The 15,086-nt window shown below is 67.8% G+C and carries 14 protein-coding genes; 12 read left to right on the top strand and 2 right to left on the bottom strand.

Annotated elements, in window-relative coordinates; genetic code table 11:
• The first annotated feature begins 28 nt into the window (after nucleotides 1-28).
• Nucleotides 29-1,255 carry a 23S rRNA (adenine(2503)-C(2))-methyltransferase RlmN gene (gene rlmN, locus ACFQZV_RS01460; RefSeq protein WP_378751560.1) on the top strand — a complete coding sequence of 409 codons (1,227 nt, stop codon included), beginning with the start codon at nucleotides 29-31 and terminating at the stop codon, nucleotides 1,253-1,255.
• 10 nt (nucleotides 1,256-1,265) lie between these two features.
• Here rlmN and ACFQZV_RS01455 read toward each other — a convergent pair whose 3' ends face one another.
• On the bottom strand, nucleotides 1,266-1,601 hold the full coding sequence (locus ACFQZV_RS01455; RefSeq protein WP_378751558.1) for a hypothetical protein: 336 nt from the start codon (nucleotides 1,599-1,601) through the stop codon (nucleotides 1,266-1,268).
• Between the two features lie 52 nt (nucleotides 1,602-1,653).
• Between ACFQZV_RS01455 and ACFQZV_RS01450 the strand changes: the two genes are divergently transcribed.
• Nucleotides 1,654-2,667: an aldo/keto reductase family protein gene (locus ACFQZV_RS01450; RefSeq protein WP_378751556.1), complete on the top strand. Its 1,014-nt coding sequence runs from the start codon at nucleotides 1,654-1,656 to the stop codon at nucleotides 2,665-2,667.
• A 93-nt stretch (nucleotides 2,668-2,760) separates the two neighbouring features.
• Here ACFQZV_RS01450 and ACFQZV_RS01445 read toward each other — a convergent pair whose 3' ends face one another.
• Nucleotides 2,761-3,285 (bottom strand): ribonuclease H family protein, encoded by a 525-nt coding sequence (locus tag ACFQZV_RS01445; RefSeq protein WP_378751554.1) that lies wholly within the window; start codon nucleotides 3,283-3,285, stop codon nucleotides 2,761-2,763.
• Between the two features lie 192 nt (nucleotides 3,286-3,477).
• Between ACFQZV_RS01445 and ACFQZV_RS01440 the strand changes: the two genes are divergently transcribed.
• The 10 genes from ACFQZV_RS01440 to ACFQZV_RS01395 all read left to right on the top strand — a co-directional run bounded on the left by ACFQZV_RS01440 (nucleotide 3,478) and on the right by ACFQZV_RS01395 (nucleotide 15,083).
• The gene (locus tag ACFQZV_RS01440; RefSeq protein ID WP_378751552.1) at nucleotides 3,478-4,161 is read left to right on the top strand and encodes a GntR family transcriptional regulator; all 684 of its coding nucleotides are present in this window, start codon (nucleotides 3,478-3,480) and stop codon (nucleotides 4,159-4,161) included.
• Entirely contained in the window at nucleotides 4,158-5,678 is a 1,521-nt protein-coding gene (locus ACFQZV_RS01435) for an MmgE/PrpD family protein (protein WP_378751550.1), read from the top strand. Before ACFQZV_RS01440 ends, ACFQZV_RS01435 begins: the two co-directional genes overlap by 4 nt.
• A 124-nt stretch (nucleotides 5,679-5,802) precedes the next feature.
• Nucleotides 5,803-6,702, top strand: a complete 900-nt coding sequence (prpB, locus tag ACFQZV_RS01430; protein WP_378751548.1) for a methylisocitrate lyase — start codon at nucleotides 5,803-5,805, stop codon at nucleotides 6,700-6,702.
• 92 nt (nucleotides 6,703-6,794) lie between these two features.
• Nucleotides 6,795-7,979: a bifunctional 2-methylcitrate synthase/citrate synthase gene (locus ACFQZV_RS01425; RefSeq protein ID WP_378751546.1), complete on the top strand. Its 1,185-nt coding sequence runs from the start codon at nucleotides 6,795-6,797 to the stop codon at nucleotides 7,977-7,979.
• Nucleotides 7,976-8,437, top strand: a complete 462-nt coding sequence (locus tag ACFQZV_RS01420; RefSeq protein WP_378751544.1) for a hotdog fold thioesterase — start codon at nucleotides 7,976-7,978, stop codon at nucleotides 8,435-8,437. The genes ACFQZV_RS01425 and ACFQZV_RS01420 overlap by 4 nt, the downstream gene beginning before the upstream one ends.
• Nucleotides 8,438-8,450: 13 nt before the next feature.
• Nucleotides 8,451-9,632, top strand: a complete 1,182-nt coding sequence (locus ACFQZV_RS01415; protein WP_378751543.1) for a thiolase family protein — start codon at nucleotides 8,451-8,453, stop codon at nucleotides 9,630-9,632.
• Nucleotides 9,633-9,751: 119 nt separating this feature from the next.
• Nucleotides 9,752-12,037 carry a choice-of-anchor I family protein gene (locus ACFQZV_RS01410; RefSeq protein ID WP_378751541.1) on the top strand — a complete coding sequence of 762 codons (2,286 nt, stop codon included), beginning with the start codon at nucleotides 9,752-9,754 and terminating at the stop codon, nucleotides 12,035-12,037.
• A 182-nt stretch (nucleotides 12,038-12,219) separates the two neighbouring features.
• The gene (locus ACFQZV_RS01405; RefSeq protein WP_378751539.1) at nucleotides 12,220-13,386 is read left to right on the top strand and encodes an acyl-CoA dehydrogenase family protein; all 1,167 of its coding nucleotides are present in this window, start codon (nucleotides 12,220-12,222) and stop codon (nucleotides 13,384-13,386) included.
• Nucleotides 13,383-14,273: a 3-hydroxyisobutyrate dehydrogenase gene (gene mmsB, locus ACFQZV_RS01400; RefSeq protein WP_378751537.1), complete on the top strand. Its 891-nt coding sequence runs from the start codon at nucleotides 13,383-13,385 to the stop codon at nucleotides 14,271-14,273. Before ACFQZV_RS01405 ends, mmsB begins: the two co-directional genes overlap by 4 nt.
• Before the next feature lie 33 nt (nucleotides 14,274-14,306).
• Nucleotides 14,307-15,083, top strand: a complete 777-nt coding sequence (locus tag ACFQZV_RS01395; RefSeq protein WP_378751535.1) for an enoyl-CoA hydratase-related protein — start codon at nucleotides 14,307-14,309, stop codon at nucleotides 15,081-15,083.
• The last annotated feature ends 3 nt before the right edge of the window (nucleotides 15,084-15,086 follow it).

Below are 15,086 nucleotides of genomic sequence, written 5' to 3'. Positions count from 1 at the left end.
GCGGATGCCGCCGGTACCCTTGGACACCATGACGACGGAACGCGAGTCGCGGATCACACAGGTGCGGCCCCGCACCGAGGGGTGGACGCAGAAGAAGGACGACACCGGCCGTCCCCTGTTGCAGTTCGCTTCACCCAAGCGCGGCAAGCCGCCCGTGCACCTCGCCGATCTCACCCCCGAGCAGCGGGTCGAGAAAGTCGTCGAGCTGGGACTCCCCGGGTTTCGGGCGAAGCAGCTCGAGAAGCACTACTTCACCCACTGGACGCACGACCCCGCCGAGATGACCGACCTGCCGGCATCCGGTCGTGAAGAACTCGTCCGCGGACTCCTCCCGCCTCTGCTCACCGAAGTGCGGCGCCTCCAGACAGATCGTGGCGACACGATCAAGTTCCTCTGGAAGTTGCACGACGGCGCATTGGTCGAGTCGGTGCTCATGCGGTACCCGGGACGCATCACGTTGTGTGTGTCGTCACAGGCCGGATGCGGCATGAACTGCCCGTTCTGCGCGACGGGGCAGGCGGGTCTCACCCGCAACATGTCGGCGGCCGAGATCATCGAGCAGATCGTCCGCGCCAACCGGCTCATCGCCGAGGGCGGCCTGGGCAAGGCCGAACACCCGGATGAACGGGTCACGAACATCGTTTTCATGGGCATGGGGGAGCCGCTGGCCAACTACGCCCGCGTCATGCACGCCGTGCGGGTGATGACCGACCAGAAGCACGGTCTGGGGATGAGCGCCCGCGGCATCACGATCTCGACGGTCGGGCTTGCCCCGGCGATCCGCAAACTCGCCGCGGAGGACATCCCTGTCACCTTCGCCCTGTCTCTGCATGCCCCCGACGACGAGTTGCGTGATGAACTCATCCCGGTCAACTCGCGGTGGAAAGTCGATGAGGCGCTCGACGCCGCACGCGAGTACTTCGAACGCACCGGGCGTCGCGTGTCGATCGAATACGCGCTGATCAAAGACATGAACGATCACGGGTGGCGAGCCGATCTGCTCGGCGACAAGCTCAACGAGCGTGGCCGCGGCTGGGTGCACGTCAATCCGATCCCGCTGAACCCGACGCCAGGCTCGGTGTGGACGTCATCGACCCGCGCCGCGCAGAACGAGTTCGTCCGCCGGCTCGAAGCGAAGGGTATCCCGACGACCCTGCGGGACACGCGCGGCAAAGAGATCGACGGCGCCTGTGGGCAGCTCGTCGCGACAGAGGAGGACGCGGCGGTCGCCGCATCGACTCCCCTCGAGGATTGATCGGGCGGCGCTACTCGACCGAGGTGATGATCGTCGTGTGGCGCCAGATCTCGCCGTCACGCAACACGAACGTGCCGGCGACGCCGATGCGCTCGCCCGATACCGCCATCACTCCGCGATAGTTGACGCAGTCCTCACCGCGTCCGGCTTCGGAAAGTGACTCCACGGCGGGGTGCAGGGCCGCCTGCGAAGCGAATTCCGCCTCGATTTCGGCGCGGCCGTTCGCGACTCCACCCGAGTGGATCATCTGTCCGTCTTCGCTGTAGCGGGCTGCCAAGGCTGCCGAGTCGCCTTGCCGCATGAGCTCCAGCTGTTCGTCTAAGACCGAATCTATTGTCATGCTCACGCAGGCGATTCTACCGCGCCCCTCCCCGTCGCCCCGGGGGTAGCGTTTTCACATGGTCAATCATCGCTATCTGGGCAACAGTGGATTCAAGGTCTCGGAGATCACGTTCGGCAACTGGGTGACCCACGCGTCGCAGGTCGACGACGGTGCGGCGATAGCGACCGTCCACGCCGCTCTCGACGCCGGAATCACGACGTTCGACACCGCCGACACCTACGCCAACACCGCCGCCGAAGTGGTGCTCGGCAAGGCGCTCGAGGGTCAGCGTCGGGAGTCGCTCGAGATCTTCACCAAGGTGTACTTCCCGACCGGCCCGATGGGCCCGAACGACACCGGCCTCAGCCGCAAGCACATCATGGACTCGATCAACGGCTCGTTGCGCCGACTCGGAACCGACTACGTCGACCTGTACCAAGCGCACCGTTTCGACTACGAGACCCCGCTGGAGGAGACGTTCCAGGCGTTCGCCGACATCGTCCGTCAGGGGAAGGCCCTGTACATCGGAGTATCGGAGTGGACGGCCGAGCAGCTGCGAGAAGGACACGCTCTGGCGAAGAGTCTCGGCATCCAACTCATCTCGAACCAGCCGCAGTACTCGATGCTGTGGCGGGTCATCGAGGGCAAGGTCGTCCCCACCTCTGAAGAACTCGGCATCTCGCAGATCGTGTGGTCGCCGATGGCCCAAGGCGTGCTGTCGGGCAAGTATCTGCCCGGTCAGCCGGTTCCCGAAGGGTCACGTGCCACCGATGAGAAGAGCGGGGCCGGCTTCATCAAGGGCTTCATGCGCGATGAGGTGCTTGAGGCCGTGCAACGGTTGAAGCCCGTCGCCGAACAGGCAGGGCTCAGCATGCCGCAGCTGGCGATCGCGTGGGTGCTCCAGAACCCGAACGTCGCGGCCGCGCTCGTCGGTGCCTCGCGTCCCGAGCAGCTCGCCGACACCGTCAAGGCGTCGGGTGTGACTCTCGACTCCGACACGATGGCCGCCATCGACAACGCGCTCGGCTCTGCGGTGTTCGACGACGCCGAGAACACGTACAAGGTGTCGCCGAAGAGCCGCATGGCCTGACCCGCCGCTGCGCGGGGCGTCGTCGACTCCCGTTCGGCGCCCCGCATCCGCCCTACCCCGTCCGCGCCCGGCAGGGCGGGGTGGGCGTGTGGGTCAACGGCCGTTCTTGGGCGGCGTCGACACGTCGATCGGATCGTGCGACCCGAGGGACGACCATTCACTCGCCGTGCCCTTCGCGGCGTGCTCGGACGCGCGGACCGCGCGCTCGTCGGCCCACGCGTTCAGCACGTGCCCGGAGTGTCCGCGCACGTGCTCGAGCACGACATCGGGCAGCCCGGCTGCCCGTCGCGCATCGCGGGCTTCGATGAGCTTTTCGAGCAGGTCGACGTTCTTCGTCGGGGCGCCCGACGACGTCTTCCAGCCGCGGCGACGGTGACCGTCCATCCACTTCTCGTACGTGTCGATCGCGTAGCGCGAATCGGCCTGCACCACGAGCCGGGCGACGTTGCGGTGGTCGTCGATCGCCTTGAGCAGACCCATCAGCTCGCCGATGTTGTTCGTGCCGCTCGGGATCGCTCCGGCTGCCCACTGTCCGTCTTCTCCGACCCAGGCCCACCCGGTCGGTCCCGGGTTTCCCTTGCAGGCGCCATCAGTGGCCACGATGTAGCGATCGGTCACCGAGACAGGCTACCTGCCTGTGGCGGGAGGCCAGAGCCAGGGGTGTGTCGCGTCGCCGATCGGATGCCGGTCCCCGCGGCGGGCGCCCCTCGGCTGTGGCCGCCCTTTTTGTATACGTTGATCGGCTCAGTCGTGCCGTGACTCGACATTCCGGCTGACTTATGTATACAGTCGGTCGTGGAGGGAGCGACGATGCGAGCGAGTGACCGCGCCTACGCCACCCTGCTGGACGAGATCCAGTCGGGCGCGCTCGCCCCCGGCGCTGTCCTCGGTGAGGTCGACCAGTCGACCAGGCTCGGAGTCAGCCGCACCCCGCTGCGGGAAGCGATCAGCCGACTCGTGGCCGACGGCCTCGTCGCCCAGCAGTCTCCCCGCGTCACCGTCGTGACCGGTGTCGACGCCGAAGACATCGTCGAACTGTTCGAGGTCCGCCGCGCCCTCGAGGAGACCGCAGCGCGGCTGGCCGCATCCCGCGGCGATGCCGCCGTCTTCACGGAGCTCGCCGACGAGTTCGCCCGTGCGAGCCTGCGTGGGGCCGATGGACGCGACGCCTACTACTCGAGCATCGCGCGCTTCGACAGCGCGCTCGACAGCGCGGTCGCCAACGACTACCTCACCGGCGCGCTGCGCACGATCCGCACCCACCTGGTACGGGTGCGACGACTCGCGCGCGACAATCCCGCGCGGCTCGCGGCATCCGTTGACGAACACCGTCTCATCGCCTCCGCCATCGCCGCCCGCGACGCCGACCTGGCCGCGCACGCCACGCACGTCCATCTCCACAACGCACTCACGAACATCCTCGAGTCGCTCGATGGGCGGGATTCTTCCCGCGCCGCGGCTCGACCCACGACCGACCAGCAGGGAGCAGCATGACCGTCCAGCACCATCTCCGCGTCCACCGCAGCGACGAGAACCTCGAGCGTGAGGGTCAGCTCGCGTGGCACATCGCCGAGGTCGCCACCGACCCGGTCGCCGTCGATGCCGACGTCGTCGACATGATCATCAACCGGGTGATCGACAATGCCTCGGTGGCCGCGGCATCTCTCACCCGCCGCCCCGTCAGTGCCGCACGTCAGCAGGCACTCGACCACCCCGTCTCGGTCGGCGGCACCGGCGCCACCGTGTTCGGTTGCGCCCTCGAGCGTCGCAGCTCGCCGGAGTGGGCGGCCTGGGCCAACGGTGTCGCGGTGCGTGAACTCGACTACCACGACACGTTCCTCGCGGCCGACTACTCGCACCCCGGCGACAACATCCCGCCGATCCTCGCCGTCGCCCAGCACGTCGGCGCCGATGGTGGAGCTCTCGTGCGGGGCCTCGCCACCGGGTACGAGATCCAGATCGACCTTGTGCGTGCCATCTGCCTGCACAAGCACAAGATCGACCACGTCGCCCACCTCGGGCCATCGGCCGCCGCCGGGATCGGCACCCTCCTCGGCCTCGACACCGAGACGATCTTCCAGGCCGTCGGTCAGGCCCTGCACACCACCACCGCCACACGGCAGTCGCGCAAGGGCGAGATCTCGACGTGGAAGGCGCACGCCCCCGCGTTCGCCGGCAAGATGGCCGTCGAGGCGGTCGACCGGGCGATGCGCGGCGAGACCTCGCCGTCGCCGATCTACGAAGGTGAAGACGGCGTCGTCGCCTGGATGCTCGACGGCAAGGACGCCGCGTACGACGTCCCGCTACCCGCTGCGGGCGAGCCGAAGCGCGGCATCCTCGACTCGTACACGAAGGAGCACTCGGCCGAGTATCAGGCGCAGGCGTGGATCGACCTCGCCCGCAAGCTGCACGACGAGGGTGCGTTCGATCCTGCCGACGTGCAGTCGATCGTGCTGCACACCAGCCACCACACGCACTACGTCATCGGTTCGGGCGCGAACGACCCGCAGAAGTATGACCCGACCGCGTCCCGCGAGACCCTCGATCACTCCATCCCCTACATCTTCGCGGTGGCCCTGCAGGACGGCGGCTGGCACCACGTCGACTCGTACACGCCCGAGCGCGCCGGGCGCGAAGACACCGTCGCGCTGTGGCACAAGATCACCACGGCCGAGGACGCCGAGTGGACGCGTCGCTACCACTCCGAGGACCCGATCGAGAAGGCTTTCGGTGGCCGCGTCGTGGTGACCCTCGCCGACGGCACGGTCATCGAGGACGAGATCGCCGTCGCCGATGCCCACCCGCTCGGTGCCCGCCCGTTCGCCCGCCAGGACTACATCCGCAAGTTCCGGATCCTCGCCGAGCCGGTGCTCGAGCCCGCCGAAATCGAGCGGTTCCTCGACCTTGCGCAGCGCCTGCCCGAGCTCACCGCCGACGAGGTGCGTCAGTTGTCGATCGTCGCCAAGCCCGGGGTGCTCGCCTCGGCGCCCGCCCCGAAGGGCCTCTTCTGATGGGGTGCACGGGACTCATGATGTGCACAGGTGCGGATGCCGGGGTCGACACGCCGGTGAGGGATGCCACGGCCCGGCGCGTCGCCGCATCCGCCCGCAGTCGTGCACGGGCGGGGGTGCGCTGATGCTGTACTCGACCGTTCCGGCGTCGGAGAAGCGGCGACTGTTCCGGGAGCGGCTCGCCTCGGGTGAACTGCTGCGGTTCCCGGGCGCGTTCAACCCTCTGTCGGCTCGACTCATCGAGCGGAAGGGGTTCGAGGGCGTCTACATCTCGGGCGCAGTGCTGTCGGCGGACCTGGGGCTCCCCGACATCGGTCTGACGACGCTCACCGAGGTGGCCGCGCGCGGCCAGCAGATCGCCCGGATGACCGACCTCCCCGCGATCATCGACGCCGACACCGGGTTCGGTGAACCGATGAACGTCGCACGCACCATCCAGACCCTCGAGGACGCCGGGCTCGCCGGCACGCACATCGAGGATCAGATCAACCCGAAGCGCTGCGGACACCTCGACGGGAAGTCCGTCGTCGACGAGGACACGGCGGTCAAGCGCATCCGCGCCGCCGCCGACGCCCGTCGCGACGACAACTTCCTCATCATGGCGCGCACCGACATCCGGGCCGTCGACGGGATGGATGCGGCGATCGACCGGGCCAAGGCGCTCGTCGACGCGGGGGCGGACGCGATCTTCCCCGAAGCGATGCGCACGCTCGACGAGTTCGCCGCCATGCGCGCGGCCGTCGACGTGCCGATTCTGGCCAACATGACCGAGTTCGGAAAGTCGGAGCTGTTCCCGGTCGACCAGTTGCGCGACGTCGGCGTCAACATCGTGATCTGGCCGGTGTCGCTGTTGCGGATCGCGATGGGCGCAGCATCCCGTGCGCTCGACACGATCACCGACGAGGGGCACCTGACATCGAAGCTCGATGAGATGCAGCATCGCGCCGAGCTCTACGACCTGGTGAACTACGAGGAGTACAACCACTTCGACACGAGCGTCTTCAACTTCCAGATCACCCACTGACACCACAACGGCCTCGAGTTGCCGCTCGATGCCGGAACACCGACCCGGAATCCGACGAGGACCGGCAACTCGACCACGAGAGAGTGACACGCATGACGGACATCAAAAAGGGACTGGCCGGAGTCGTCGTCGACTACACGGCCGTCTCGAAGGTCAACCCCGAGACCAACTCGCTGCTGTACCGCGGATACCCCGTACAGGAGCTCGCGGCCACGCAGCCGTTCGAGGCCGTCGCCTACCTGTTGTGGAACGGCGAACTGCCCACCGACGTCGAGCTCGCGCAGCTGCGCGCCGTGGAGCGGCAGAACCGCGCCCTGCCGGCCGACGTCCGGGCGGTCATCGACCGCGTGCCGTTGGATGCCCACCCGATGGACGAGCTGCGCACCGCGGTCAGCCTGATCGGTGCGCAGGACCTCGCCGGCAGCGGCTCGGTGCTCGACGCATCGGGCAATCCCGAAGAGAACCTGGCCCGCAGCGTCCGCCTCTTCGCCGTGCTGCCGGCGATCGTCGCCTACGGCCAGCGGCGTCGCCGCGGACTCGAGCCGGTGGCGCCGCGAGACGACCTCGACTACTCGGCGAATTTCTTGTGGATGACGTTCGGCGAGGTGCCTGACGATGTGGTCGTCGACGCCTTCAACCGCTCGATGATCCTCTACGCCGAGCACTCGTTCAACGCGTCGACGTTCACCGCGCGCGTCATCACCTCGACGCTGTCTGACCTGTACTCGGCGGTGGTCGGCGCGATCGGCGCGCTGAAGGGGCCGCTGCACGGCGGTGCCAACGAGGCCGTGCTGCACATCTTCGACGAGATCGGCGACGCGGCAGCCGTGAACGGCTGGCTCGACACCGCTCTGGCGGAAAAGCGAAAGATCATGGGCTTCGGCCACCGGGTCTACAAGCGCGGTGATTCGCGCGTGCCCACGATGAAGGCGGCGCTGGACACGCTCGTCAACCACTACGACCGACCGGATGTCGCAGCGCTCTACGATGCGCTCGAGTCGGAGTTCGTCGCCCGGAAGGGCATCTACCCGAACCTCGACTACCCGTCGGGTCCGGCGTACAACCTCATCGGGTTCGATACGCTCACCTTCACGCCGCTCTTCGTGGCCGCACGCGTGACGGGATGGACGTCGCACATCCTCGAGCAGCTCGCCGCCAACGCGCTCATCCGTCCGCTGTCGGAGTACAACGGCGCCGATGAGCGGCACATCGACGGCTACGTCGCCGATGAAGCGGTGCTGGCTGCGTCCGAACGCCCGGAGGAGGCCGCGGGGTGAGCCTGTGGGCGGGTCAGGTCACGGCCGCCGACCTCAACGGGATGGCCGGGGCGAGTCTCATCGAGACTCTCGGCATCGAGATCGTGGAGGTGCGTGACGATGCCGTCGTTGCGCGGATGCCGGTGGACCACCGCACTACTCAGCCCGCGGGCGTGCTGCACGGTGGAGCCTCCGTCGCGCTCGCCGAAACCCTGGCCTCGTGGGCGGGGTACCTCGTCGTCGATCGTGATCGGTTTCACGTCGTCGGGCAGGAGATCAACGCCAACCACGTGCGTCCCGTCTCTTCGGGCTGGGTGACCGCGACCGCGACACCCGCGGCGATCGGCCGCCGCTCGCAGGTATGGGAGGTGCGGATCGTGGACGACGCCGGAAAGCTCGTGTGCATCTCGCGGTGCACGCTGGCAGTAATCGAACAGAAGAGCACATACGCGACGGCCGACGGCCGCCGCGCGGATTGAGGGGATCGAACACATGGGTCGGACGGATGCGGTGATCGTCGATGTCGTGCGTACGCCGTCGGGCCGCGGCAAGCCCGGTGGCACGTTGTCGGAGGTGCATCCCGTCGATCTCGCTGCCACGGTGCTGACGCGTCTCCTCGAGCGCAACGGGTTGGAGTCGCGACAGATCGACGACGTCTTGATGGGATGTGTCAGCCAGGTCGGCGACCAGGCGATGAACGTCGGGCGCCAGGCGGTGCTGGCGGCCGGGTTCGATGAGTCGGTTCCGGCGACGACCATCGACCGGCAGTGCGGGTCGAGCCAGCAGGCGGCGCACTTCGCGGCGCAGGGTGTGATGGCGGGCGCCTACGACATCGTGATCGCCGCGGGCGTCGAGTCGATGAGCCGGGTCCCCCTCGGCTCGAGCGCGCGCGGCGGTTCGGTCGCGGCAGGCATCACCGCGCGTTACCCCGAGGGCCTGGTGAATCAAGGTGTGTCGGCGGAACTGATCGCCCAGAGGTGGGGATTGAGCAGGGATGCGCTCGATGCGTTCGCGGCCGAATCGCACCGGCGCGCGGCTGCCGCGGCGGCGGACGGCTCCTTCTCCTCGCAGATGATTCCCGTTCAGACTCCGACGGGGCTGGCCGACCGTGACGAGACGATTCGCCCTGCGACGACGGCCGAAGGGCTCGCCGGTCTCGGCCCCGCGTTTCGCACCGACGAGCTGGCCGCACGGTTCCCCGAGGTGGAGTGGCGGGTGACGCCCGGAAATTCGTCACCGCTGACGGATGCCGCATCCGCCGCACTCATCATGAGCGCCGACCGGGCGGAGCAACTCGGATTGACGCCACGGGCGCGCTTTCACTCGTTCTCGGTCGTGGGTGATGACCCGTTGCTGATGCTCACCGGTCCGATACCCGCAACGCGCCGGGTGCTGGAGCGGTCGGGCCTGACGATTGCCGACCTGGACCTCTACGAAGTGAACGAGGCGTTCTCGTCGGTGCCGCTCGCGTGGCTGCAGGACCTCGACGCCGATCCGGCACGTCTCAATCCGTGGGGCGGTGCGATCGCCCTCGGTCACGCGGTGGGAGCCTCGGGCACCCGGCTTCTCGGCACGCTGGTCGCGGCGCTCGAGGCGACCGGCGGTCGCTACGGGCTTCAGACCATGTGCGAGGGTGGCGGCTTGGCGAACGCGACGATCATCGAGCGCCTCTGAGCCGCCTCGCCTGACCAGCGCACCGTGCGCTGATCCGACTGCGCCACCTACCGTTCACCCGCGAGACAACCTGCTCCACTTCGATGTCGGGGTCCATTCCCATCGACCCGAGGATGAGCATGACCCCCCGAATCCCCCGTCGCCGTCGCGCTGCAGCGCTGGCGCTCACCGCTGCCACGGCTCTCGCCGTCCCGTTCCTCGCGGCCCCCGCCGCGCAGGCGGGCATCGTCGACGAGCCGATCGTCCACTCCGCCGAAGATGCGCCGCTCGGCCTGTCGCCCATCGGCACGTACGAGACCGGCGTCTTCGACGAGTCCGCTGCGGAGATCGTCCAGGTTCACGGCGACCGCCTCTACGTCGTCAACGCGCTCGCCGGCGTCGTCGACGTGCTGGACATCGCCGATCCCGCGAACCCCGTGAAGCTGTTCGAGCTCGAGGCGACCGGCACCGCGAACTCCCTCGCGATCCGTGAGGACGGGCTCGGTGTCGTCGCGTTCGAGAACCCCACCAAGACCGAGCCCGGTTCGCTCGTGTTCTTCGACGCGGATGCCGCGGCCCCCGCCCTTCTCGGATCGGTCACCGTCGGGGCGCTGCCCGACAACGTCGTCATCTCGCACGACGGCGCCTACGCTGTCGTCGCCAACGAGGGCGAGCCCGACGACGACTTCGCGGTCGACCCCGAAGGTTCCGTCGGCGTTGTGACTCTGCCCGAGGACAAGGCGGCCCCCTCGCAGGATGCGGTGCGCACGGCCGACTTCCACGCGTTCGAGGCGGGCGGCACGAAGACCCTCCACCCCGACGTGCGGGTTTTCGGTCCGCAGCCCCACGGCGACGATCTGCGGGTGTCGCGCAACCTCGAGCCCGAGTACATCGCCGTCGATGGCAACACGGCGTACGCGGCGCTGCAGGAGGCCAACGCCGTCGCCGTCGTCGACCTCGTTTCGGCGACCGTCACCGACATCTGGCCGCTCGGATTCAAGGACCACTCGCTTGAGGGCTTCGGGATCGACCCGAGCGACCGGGACCCTCGCGACGCTCCCGAGTTCGACATCCGCACGTATGAGGGACTCTCGGGCATGTACATGCCGGACGGGATCGCGTCGTACGAGGCGGACGGCGCGACCTATCTCGTCACCGCCAATGAGGGCGACGCGCGGGAGTGGGGCGATTACGTCGAGCCCGCCCGTGTGAAGGACCTTGAGGACGACGGATACGGTGAGGTGTGCGCCGACAGTGCAGCCGCTGACTACCTTGAGGACGAAGACCTCGGCCGCCTCAGCGTGTCGATCGAAGAGGGCTTCAACGAGGCACTCGGTTGCTACGAAGAGCTCTACGCGTTCGGCTCGCGGTCCTTCTCGATCTGGACGACGACGGGCGAGCAGGTGTTCGACTCGGGTGAGGCATTCGAGCAGATCACCCACGCGGCCGCTCCCGACTTCTTCAACTCGAACCACTCCGAGTCGAACCTCGAGGGGCGCAGCGAAGACAAGGGACCCGAGCCCGAAAACCTCGCCGTCGGCCAGGTCGGCGACCGGACCTACGCCTTCGTCGGCTTCGAGCGCGTCGGCGGAATCGCCGTGTTCGACATCACCGAGCCCGCGGCATCCGCGTTCGTCACCTACGTCAACAACCGGGACTTCTCGGTTTCGATGGAGGACGCGATCGATGACTACGAGCCCGAGAACGCCGAACACCGCGCCACTCTGTCGCAGGCGGGAGATCTCGGCCCCGAGGGCGTCGCGTTCATTCCGGCGGCACAGTCGCCGAACGGCGCGCCGCTGCTCGCGGTCGGCAACGAGGTGTCGGGGACGACGACGATCTTCGAGATCGCAGACCTGACGCCCGACACGGTCAAGCCTCAGACGACGCTGGTGGCACCGACGACGGAGGGTCCGGCACCGAAGCTCGACATCCAGGTCGACGCCACCGATGACCGAGGCCTCAACCGGGTCGTCGCGAACATCTATCAGGACGGCGTTCTCGTGAAGTCGACTCAGACCCGTGCGGACGGTGCGACCTCGGCGACCCACACGGCGTCGGTCACGTTGCCGAGCGGTGACTACATCGTGAAGTACAACGCGCAGGATCTTGCAGGCAACGTCGCGCAGACCCGTACGTTCGCATTCACCATCGACGCGACGGCCCCGAAAGCGACGATCAAGAGCGGTGAGCGGTACACCGTGCAGACCGGTGAATCGTACGACCTCATCTCGTTCAAGCTGTTCGACGCCCAGAAGATCGACAAGGTCGAGCTGAATGGAAAGGTGAAGAACCTCACCGACAACACCTGGTCGGATGTGAACTTCATCAAGCCGGGCACGTTCGGCGCTGCGCAGGGTGAGAACACGCTGGTCGTTTTCGACGTGGCTGGAAACACCGAGACGTACACCTTCACGCTCAACTGACGTGTGACAGGAGGGCCCGGGAGAGAGCGATCTCCCGGGCCCTTCGTCGTGTGCGTGGAGTTTGTCGGTCGGCCGTGAAAATAGTAGGACGTCCATGTAAACTGAGCTGCGTGCCAGACCGGCATCACGATCAGCGCCGATCCGTCCCACGAGGTCGATCGGTTGTGACGAAGGAGACACCGATGTCGACCCCCACTCTCGTGCCAGACGCCTTGTCAGACGACGAACGCGACGCGATCCTCGGCGCGGTGCGCGAGTTCGCGCAGACCGAGCTCGCCCCCCACGCCGCCGAATGGGACGAGGCATCGCACTTTCCGCGCGACGTCGTCTCCCGTGCGGGTGAGCTCGGGCTCGGCGGCGTCTACGTCCGCGAAGATGTCGGCGGAACCGGGCTCAGCCGATCCGACGCGGTCGCGATCTTCGAGGAGCTCGCCAAGGGTGACCCGACGATCGCCGCCTACATCACGATCCACAACATGGTCGCCTGGATGATCGACACCTACGGCGACGACACCCAGCGGCATGAGTGGCTTGCCGACCTTGCGTCGATGGACAAGCTCGGCGGCTACTGCTTGACCGAACCCGGTGCCGGATCGGATGCCGCGGCCATCGCGACGAGCGCGATCCGCGACGGCGACGAGTACGTCCTCACCGGGGTGAAGCAGTTCATCTCGGGGGCCGGCGAAGCATCCGTCTACATCGTCATGGCCCGCACCGGCGAGCCGGGGGCACGGGGCATCAGCGCCTTCCTCGTCCCGGACGGCACCCCCGGGCTCTCCTTCGGCGCGAACGAGAAGAAGATGGGGTGGAAGGCGCAGCCGACCCGGCAGGTGATCCTCGACGAGGTGCGGGTTCCCGCATCCGCCCTCCTCGGTCACGAAGGACAGGGGTTCAAGATCGCGATGTCGGCGCTCAACGGCGGCCGTATCAACATCGCCGCCTGCTCGCTCGGCGGTGCGCAGTGGGCGCTGGACCGTGCGGTGCAGTACGTGCAGGAGCGTTTCACGTTCGGTGAACCGCTCGCCGACAAGCAGAGCGTCATGTTCACCCTCGCCGACATGGCCACCGAGCTACGCGCGGCGCGCGCCCTCGTGAGGGATGCCGCAGCCGCCGTCGACGCGAAGGATCCGGATGCCGCGATGCGGTGCGCGATGGCGAAACGCTACGCCACCGACGCCGGGTTCGACGTCGCCAACCGTGCGCTGCAGCTGCACGGCGGCTACGGCTACTTGCAGGATTACGGCATCGAGAAAGTGGTCCGCGATCTGCGGGTGCATCAGATCCTCGAGGGCACCAACGAGATCATGCGGGTGGTCATCGGGCGCGGGCTGTTGGCGGCACAGCAATGAGCGCCCGGGTCGCTTTCCTGGGCCTCGGCCACATGGGGCTGCCGATGGCGAAGAACCTCGCCGCGGCGGGTTACGACGTGGTCGGGTTCGACGTCTTCCCCGCAGCGAATGACGCTGCGCGGGATGCCGGGCTCGCCGTCGCCGAGTCGGCCGTGGCGGCGGTGACGGGTGCCGCGGTCGTCATCTCGATGTTCCAGTCCGGTGCCCAGGTGATCGGCGCCTACACCGGCGAGCTGCTCGATGCGGCAGCCGCCGACACGCTGTTCATCGACTGCTCGACCATCGCCGTCGACGAAGCGCGCGAGGCGCACCGCGCCGCGGAGGGCGCGGGCCACCGTAGCCTCGACGCACCCGTCTCGGGGGGAGTCGTCGGTGCCGAGGCGGGCACGCTCGCCTTCATGGTCGGCGGTTCGGAGGCAGACTTCGCCGCCGGTGCGCCGCTGTTCGAGGCGATGGGGCGACGCGTGGTTCACTGCGGCGGTGCCGGGCTCGGTCAAGCCGCCAAGGTCTGCAACAACATGATCCTCGCCGTCTCGCAGATCGCCGTCGCCGAAGCCTTCGTGCTCGGTGAGCGGCTCGGGCTCTCGCATGACGCGCTCTTCGACGTCGCCTCGAATGCGTCGGGGCAGTGCTGGGCGCTCACCACGAACTGTCCCGTCCCCGGGCCCGTGCCGACGAGCCCCGCCAACCGCGACTATCAGCCGGGGTTCGCGGGCGCGCTCATGGACAAAGATCTCGGGCTCGCCGAACAGGCCATCGACCTGACGGGTGTGGACGCGCGCATGGGGCTGCTCGCCCGCGAGATCTACCACCGGTTCGCGCAGGGAGACGGAGCACGGCAGGATTTCTCTGGGATCATCACCGAGATCCGCGCATCCGAGCGCTGAGGTGGCGGTCCGGGAAACCGTCGAAGGAGCCGTATGACCGAGTACGAAACGATCCTGGTCGAAACCCGTGGCCGGGTCGGATGGATCACCCTCAACCGTCCCGAAGCGCTCAACGCGCTCAACACGCAGGTGTGCCGCGATGTCGTCGCCGCCTCCTCCGCGTTCGATGACGACCGCGAGATCGGTGCGATCGTCCTCACAGGCTCGGATCGGGCGTTCGCCGCCGGCGCCGACATCAAGGAGATGGAGGCGAAGTCGGGGCTCGACATGATCATGGACGATCATTTCGGCGACTGGAGTGACTTCGCCGCGGTGCGGACGCCGGTGATCGCCGCGGTCGCCGGGTACGCGCTCGGCGGCGGATGCGAGCTGGCGATGATGTGCGACATAATCCTCGCTGCCGACTCGGCGAAGTTCGGACAGCCCGAGATCAATCTGGGTGTCATCCCCGGCATGGGTGGTTCGCAGCGACTGCTGCGCGCGGTGGGTTACTACAAGGCCGCCGACCTCATCCTGTCGGGGCGCATGATGGATGCCGCCGAAGCCGAGCGGTCGGGACTCGCGTCGCGCGTCGTTCCCGCGGCGGACCTTCTCGACGAGGCTGGAGCGCTCGCCGACACGATCGCCGGCAAATCGTTGCCGGCGCTGTACGGCGCGAAAGCCGTGCTCGACGCCGCCCTCGAGACACCGCTCGCCGAGGGTCTGCGGCTCGAGAAGCACGTCTTCACGTCGCTGTTCGACACCGAGGACCAGAAGGAAGGGATGGCGGCCTTCCGCGAGAAGCGCACGCCGGACTTCCGCGGGCGCTGACGA

This window comes from Microbacterium koreense (genome assembly GCF_042677105.1).
Taxonomy (GTDB): Bacteria; Actinomycetota; Actinomycetes; order Actinomycetales; family Microbacteriaceae; genus Microbacterium; species Microbacterium koreense.
The sequence above is the reverse complement of the archived record's forward strand: the minus strand, read 5'-3'. Positions and strand labels throughout refer to the sequence as shown.

What these genes read in the sequence shown, in the direction of transcription:
- mmsB (WP_378751537.1), top strand. Translation starts at nt 13,383, where the DNA reads ATGAGCGCCCGGGTCGCTTTCCTGGGCCTCGGCCACATGGGGCTGCCG.
- ACFQZV_RS01435 (WP_378751550.1), top strand. Translation starts at nt 4,158, where the DNA reads ATGACCGTCCAGCACCATCTCCGCGTCCACCGCAGCGACGAGAACCTC.
- rlmN (WP_378751560.1), top strand. Translation starts at nt 29, where the DNA reads ATGACGACGGAACGCGAGTCGCGGATCACACAGGTGCGGCCCCGCACC.
- ACFQZV_RS01410 (WP_378751541.1), top strand. Translation starts at nt 9,752, where the DNA reads ATGACCCCCCGAATCCCCCGTCGCCGTCGCGCTGCAGCGCTGGCGCTC.
- ACFQZV_RS01405 (WP_378751539.1), top strand. Translation starts at nt 12,220, where the DNA reads ATGTCGACCCCCACTCTCGTGCCAGACGCCTTGTCAGACGACGAACGC.
- ACFQZV_RS01415 (WP_378751543.1), top strand. Translation starts at nt 8,451, where the DNA reads ATGGGTCGGACGGATGCGGTGATCGTCGATGTCGTGCGTACGCCGTCG.
- ACFQZV_RS01395 (WP_378751535.1), top strand. Translation starts at nt 14,307, where the DNA reads ATGACCGAGTACGAAACGATCCTGGTCGAAACCCGTGGCCGGGTCGGA.
- prpB (WP_378751548.1), top strand. Translation starts at nt 5,803, where the DNA reads ATGCTGTACTCGACCGTTCCGGCGTCGGAGAAGCGGCGACTGTTCCGG.
- ACFQZV_RS01425 (WP_378751546.1), top strand. Translation starts at nt 6,795, where the DNA reads ATGACGGACATCAAAAAGGGACTGGCCGGAGTCGTCGTCGACTACACG.
- ACFQZV_RS01450 (WP_378751556.1), top strand. Translation starts at nt 1,654, where the DNA reads ATGGTCAATCATCGCTATCTGGGCAACAGTGGATTCAAGGTCTCGGAG.
- ACFQZV_RS01440 (WP_378751552.1), top strand. Translation starts at nt 3,478, where the DNA reads ATGCGAGCGAGTGACCGCGCCTACGCCACCCTGCTGGACGAGATCCAG.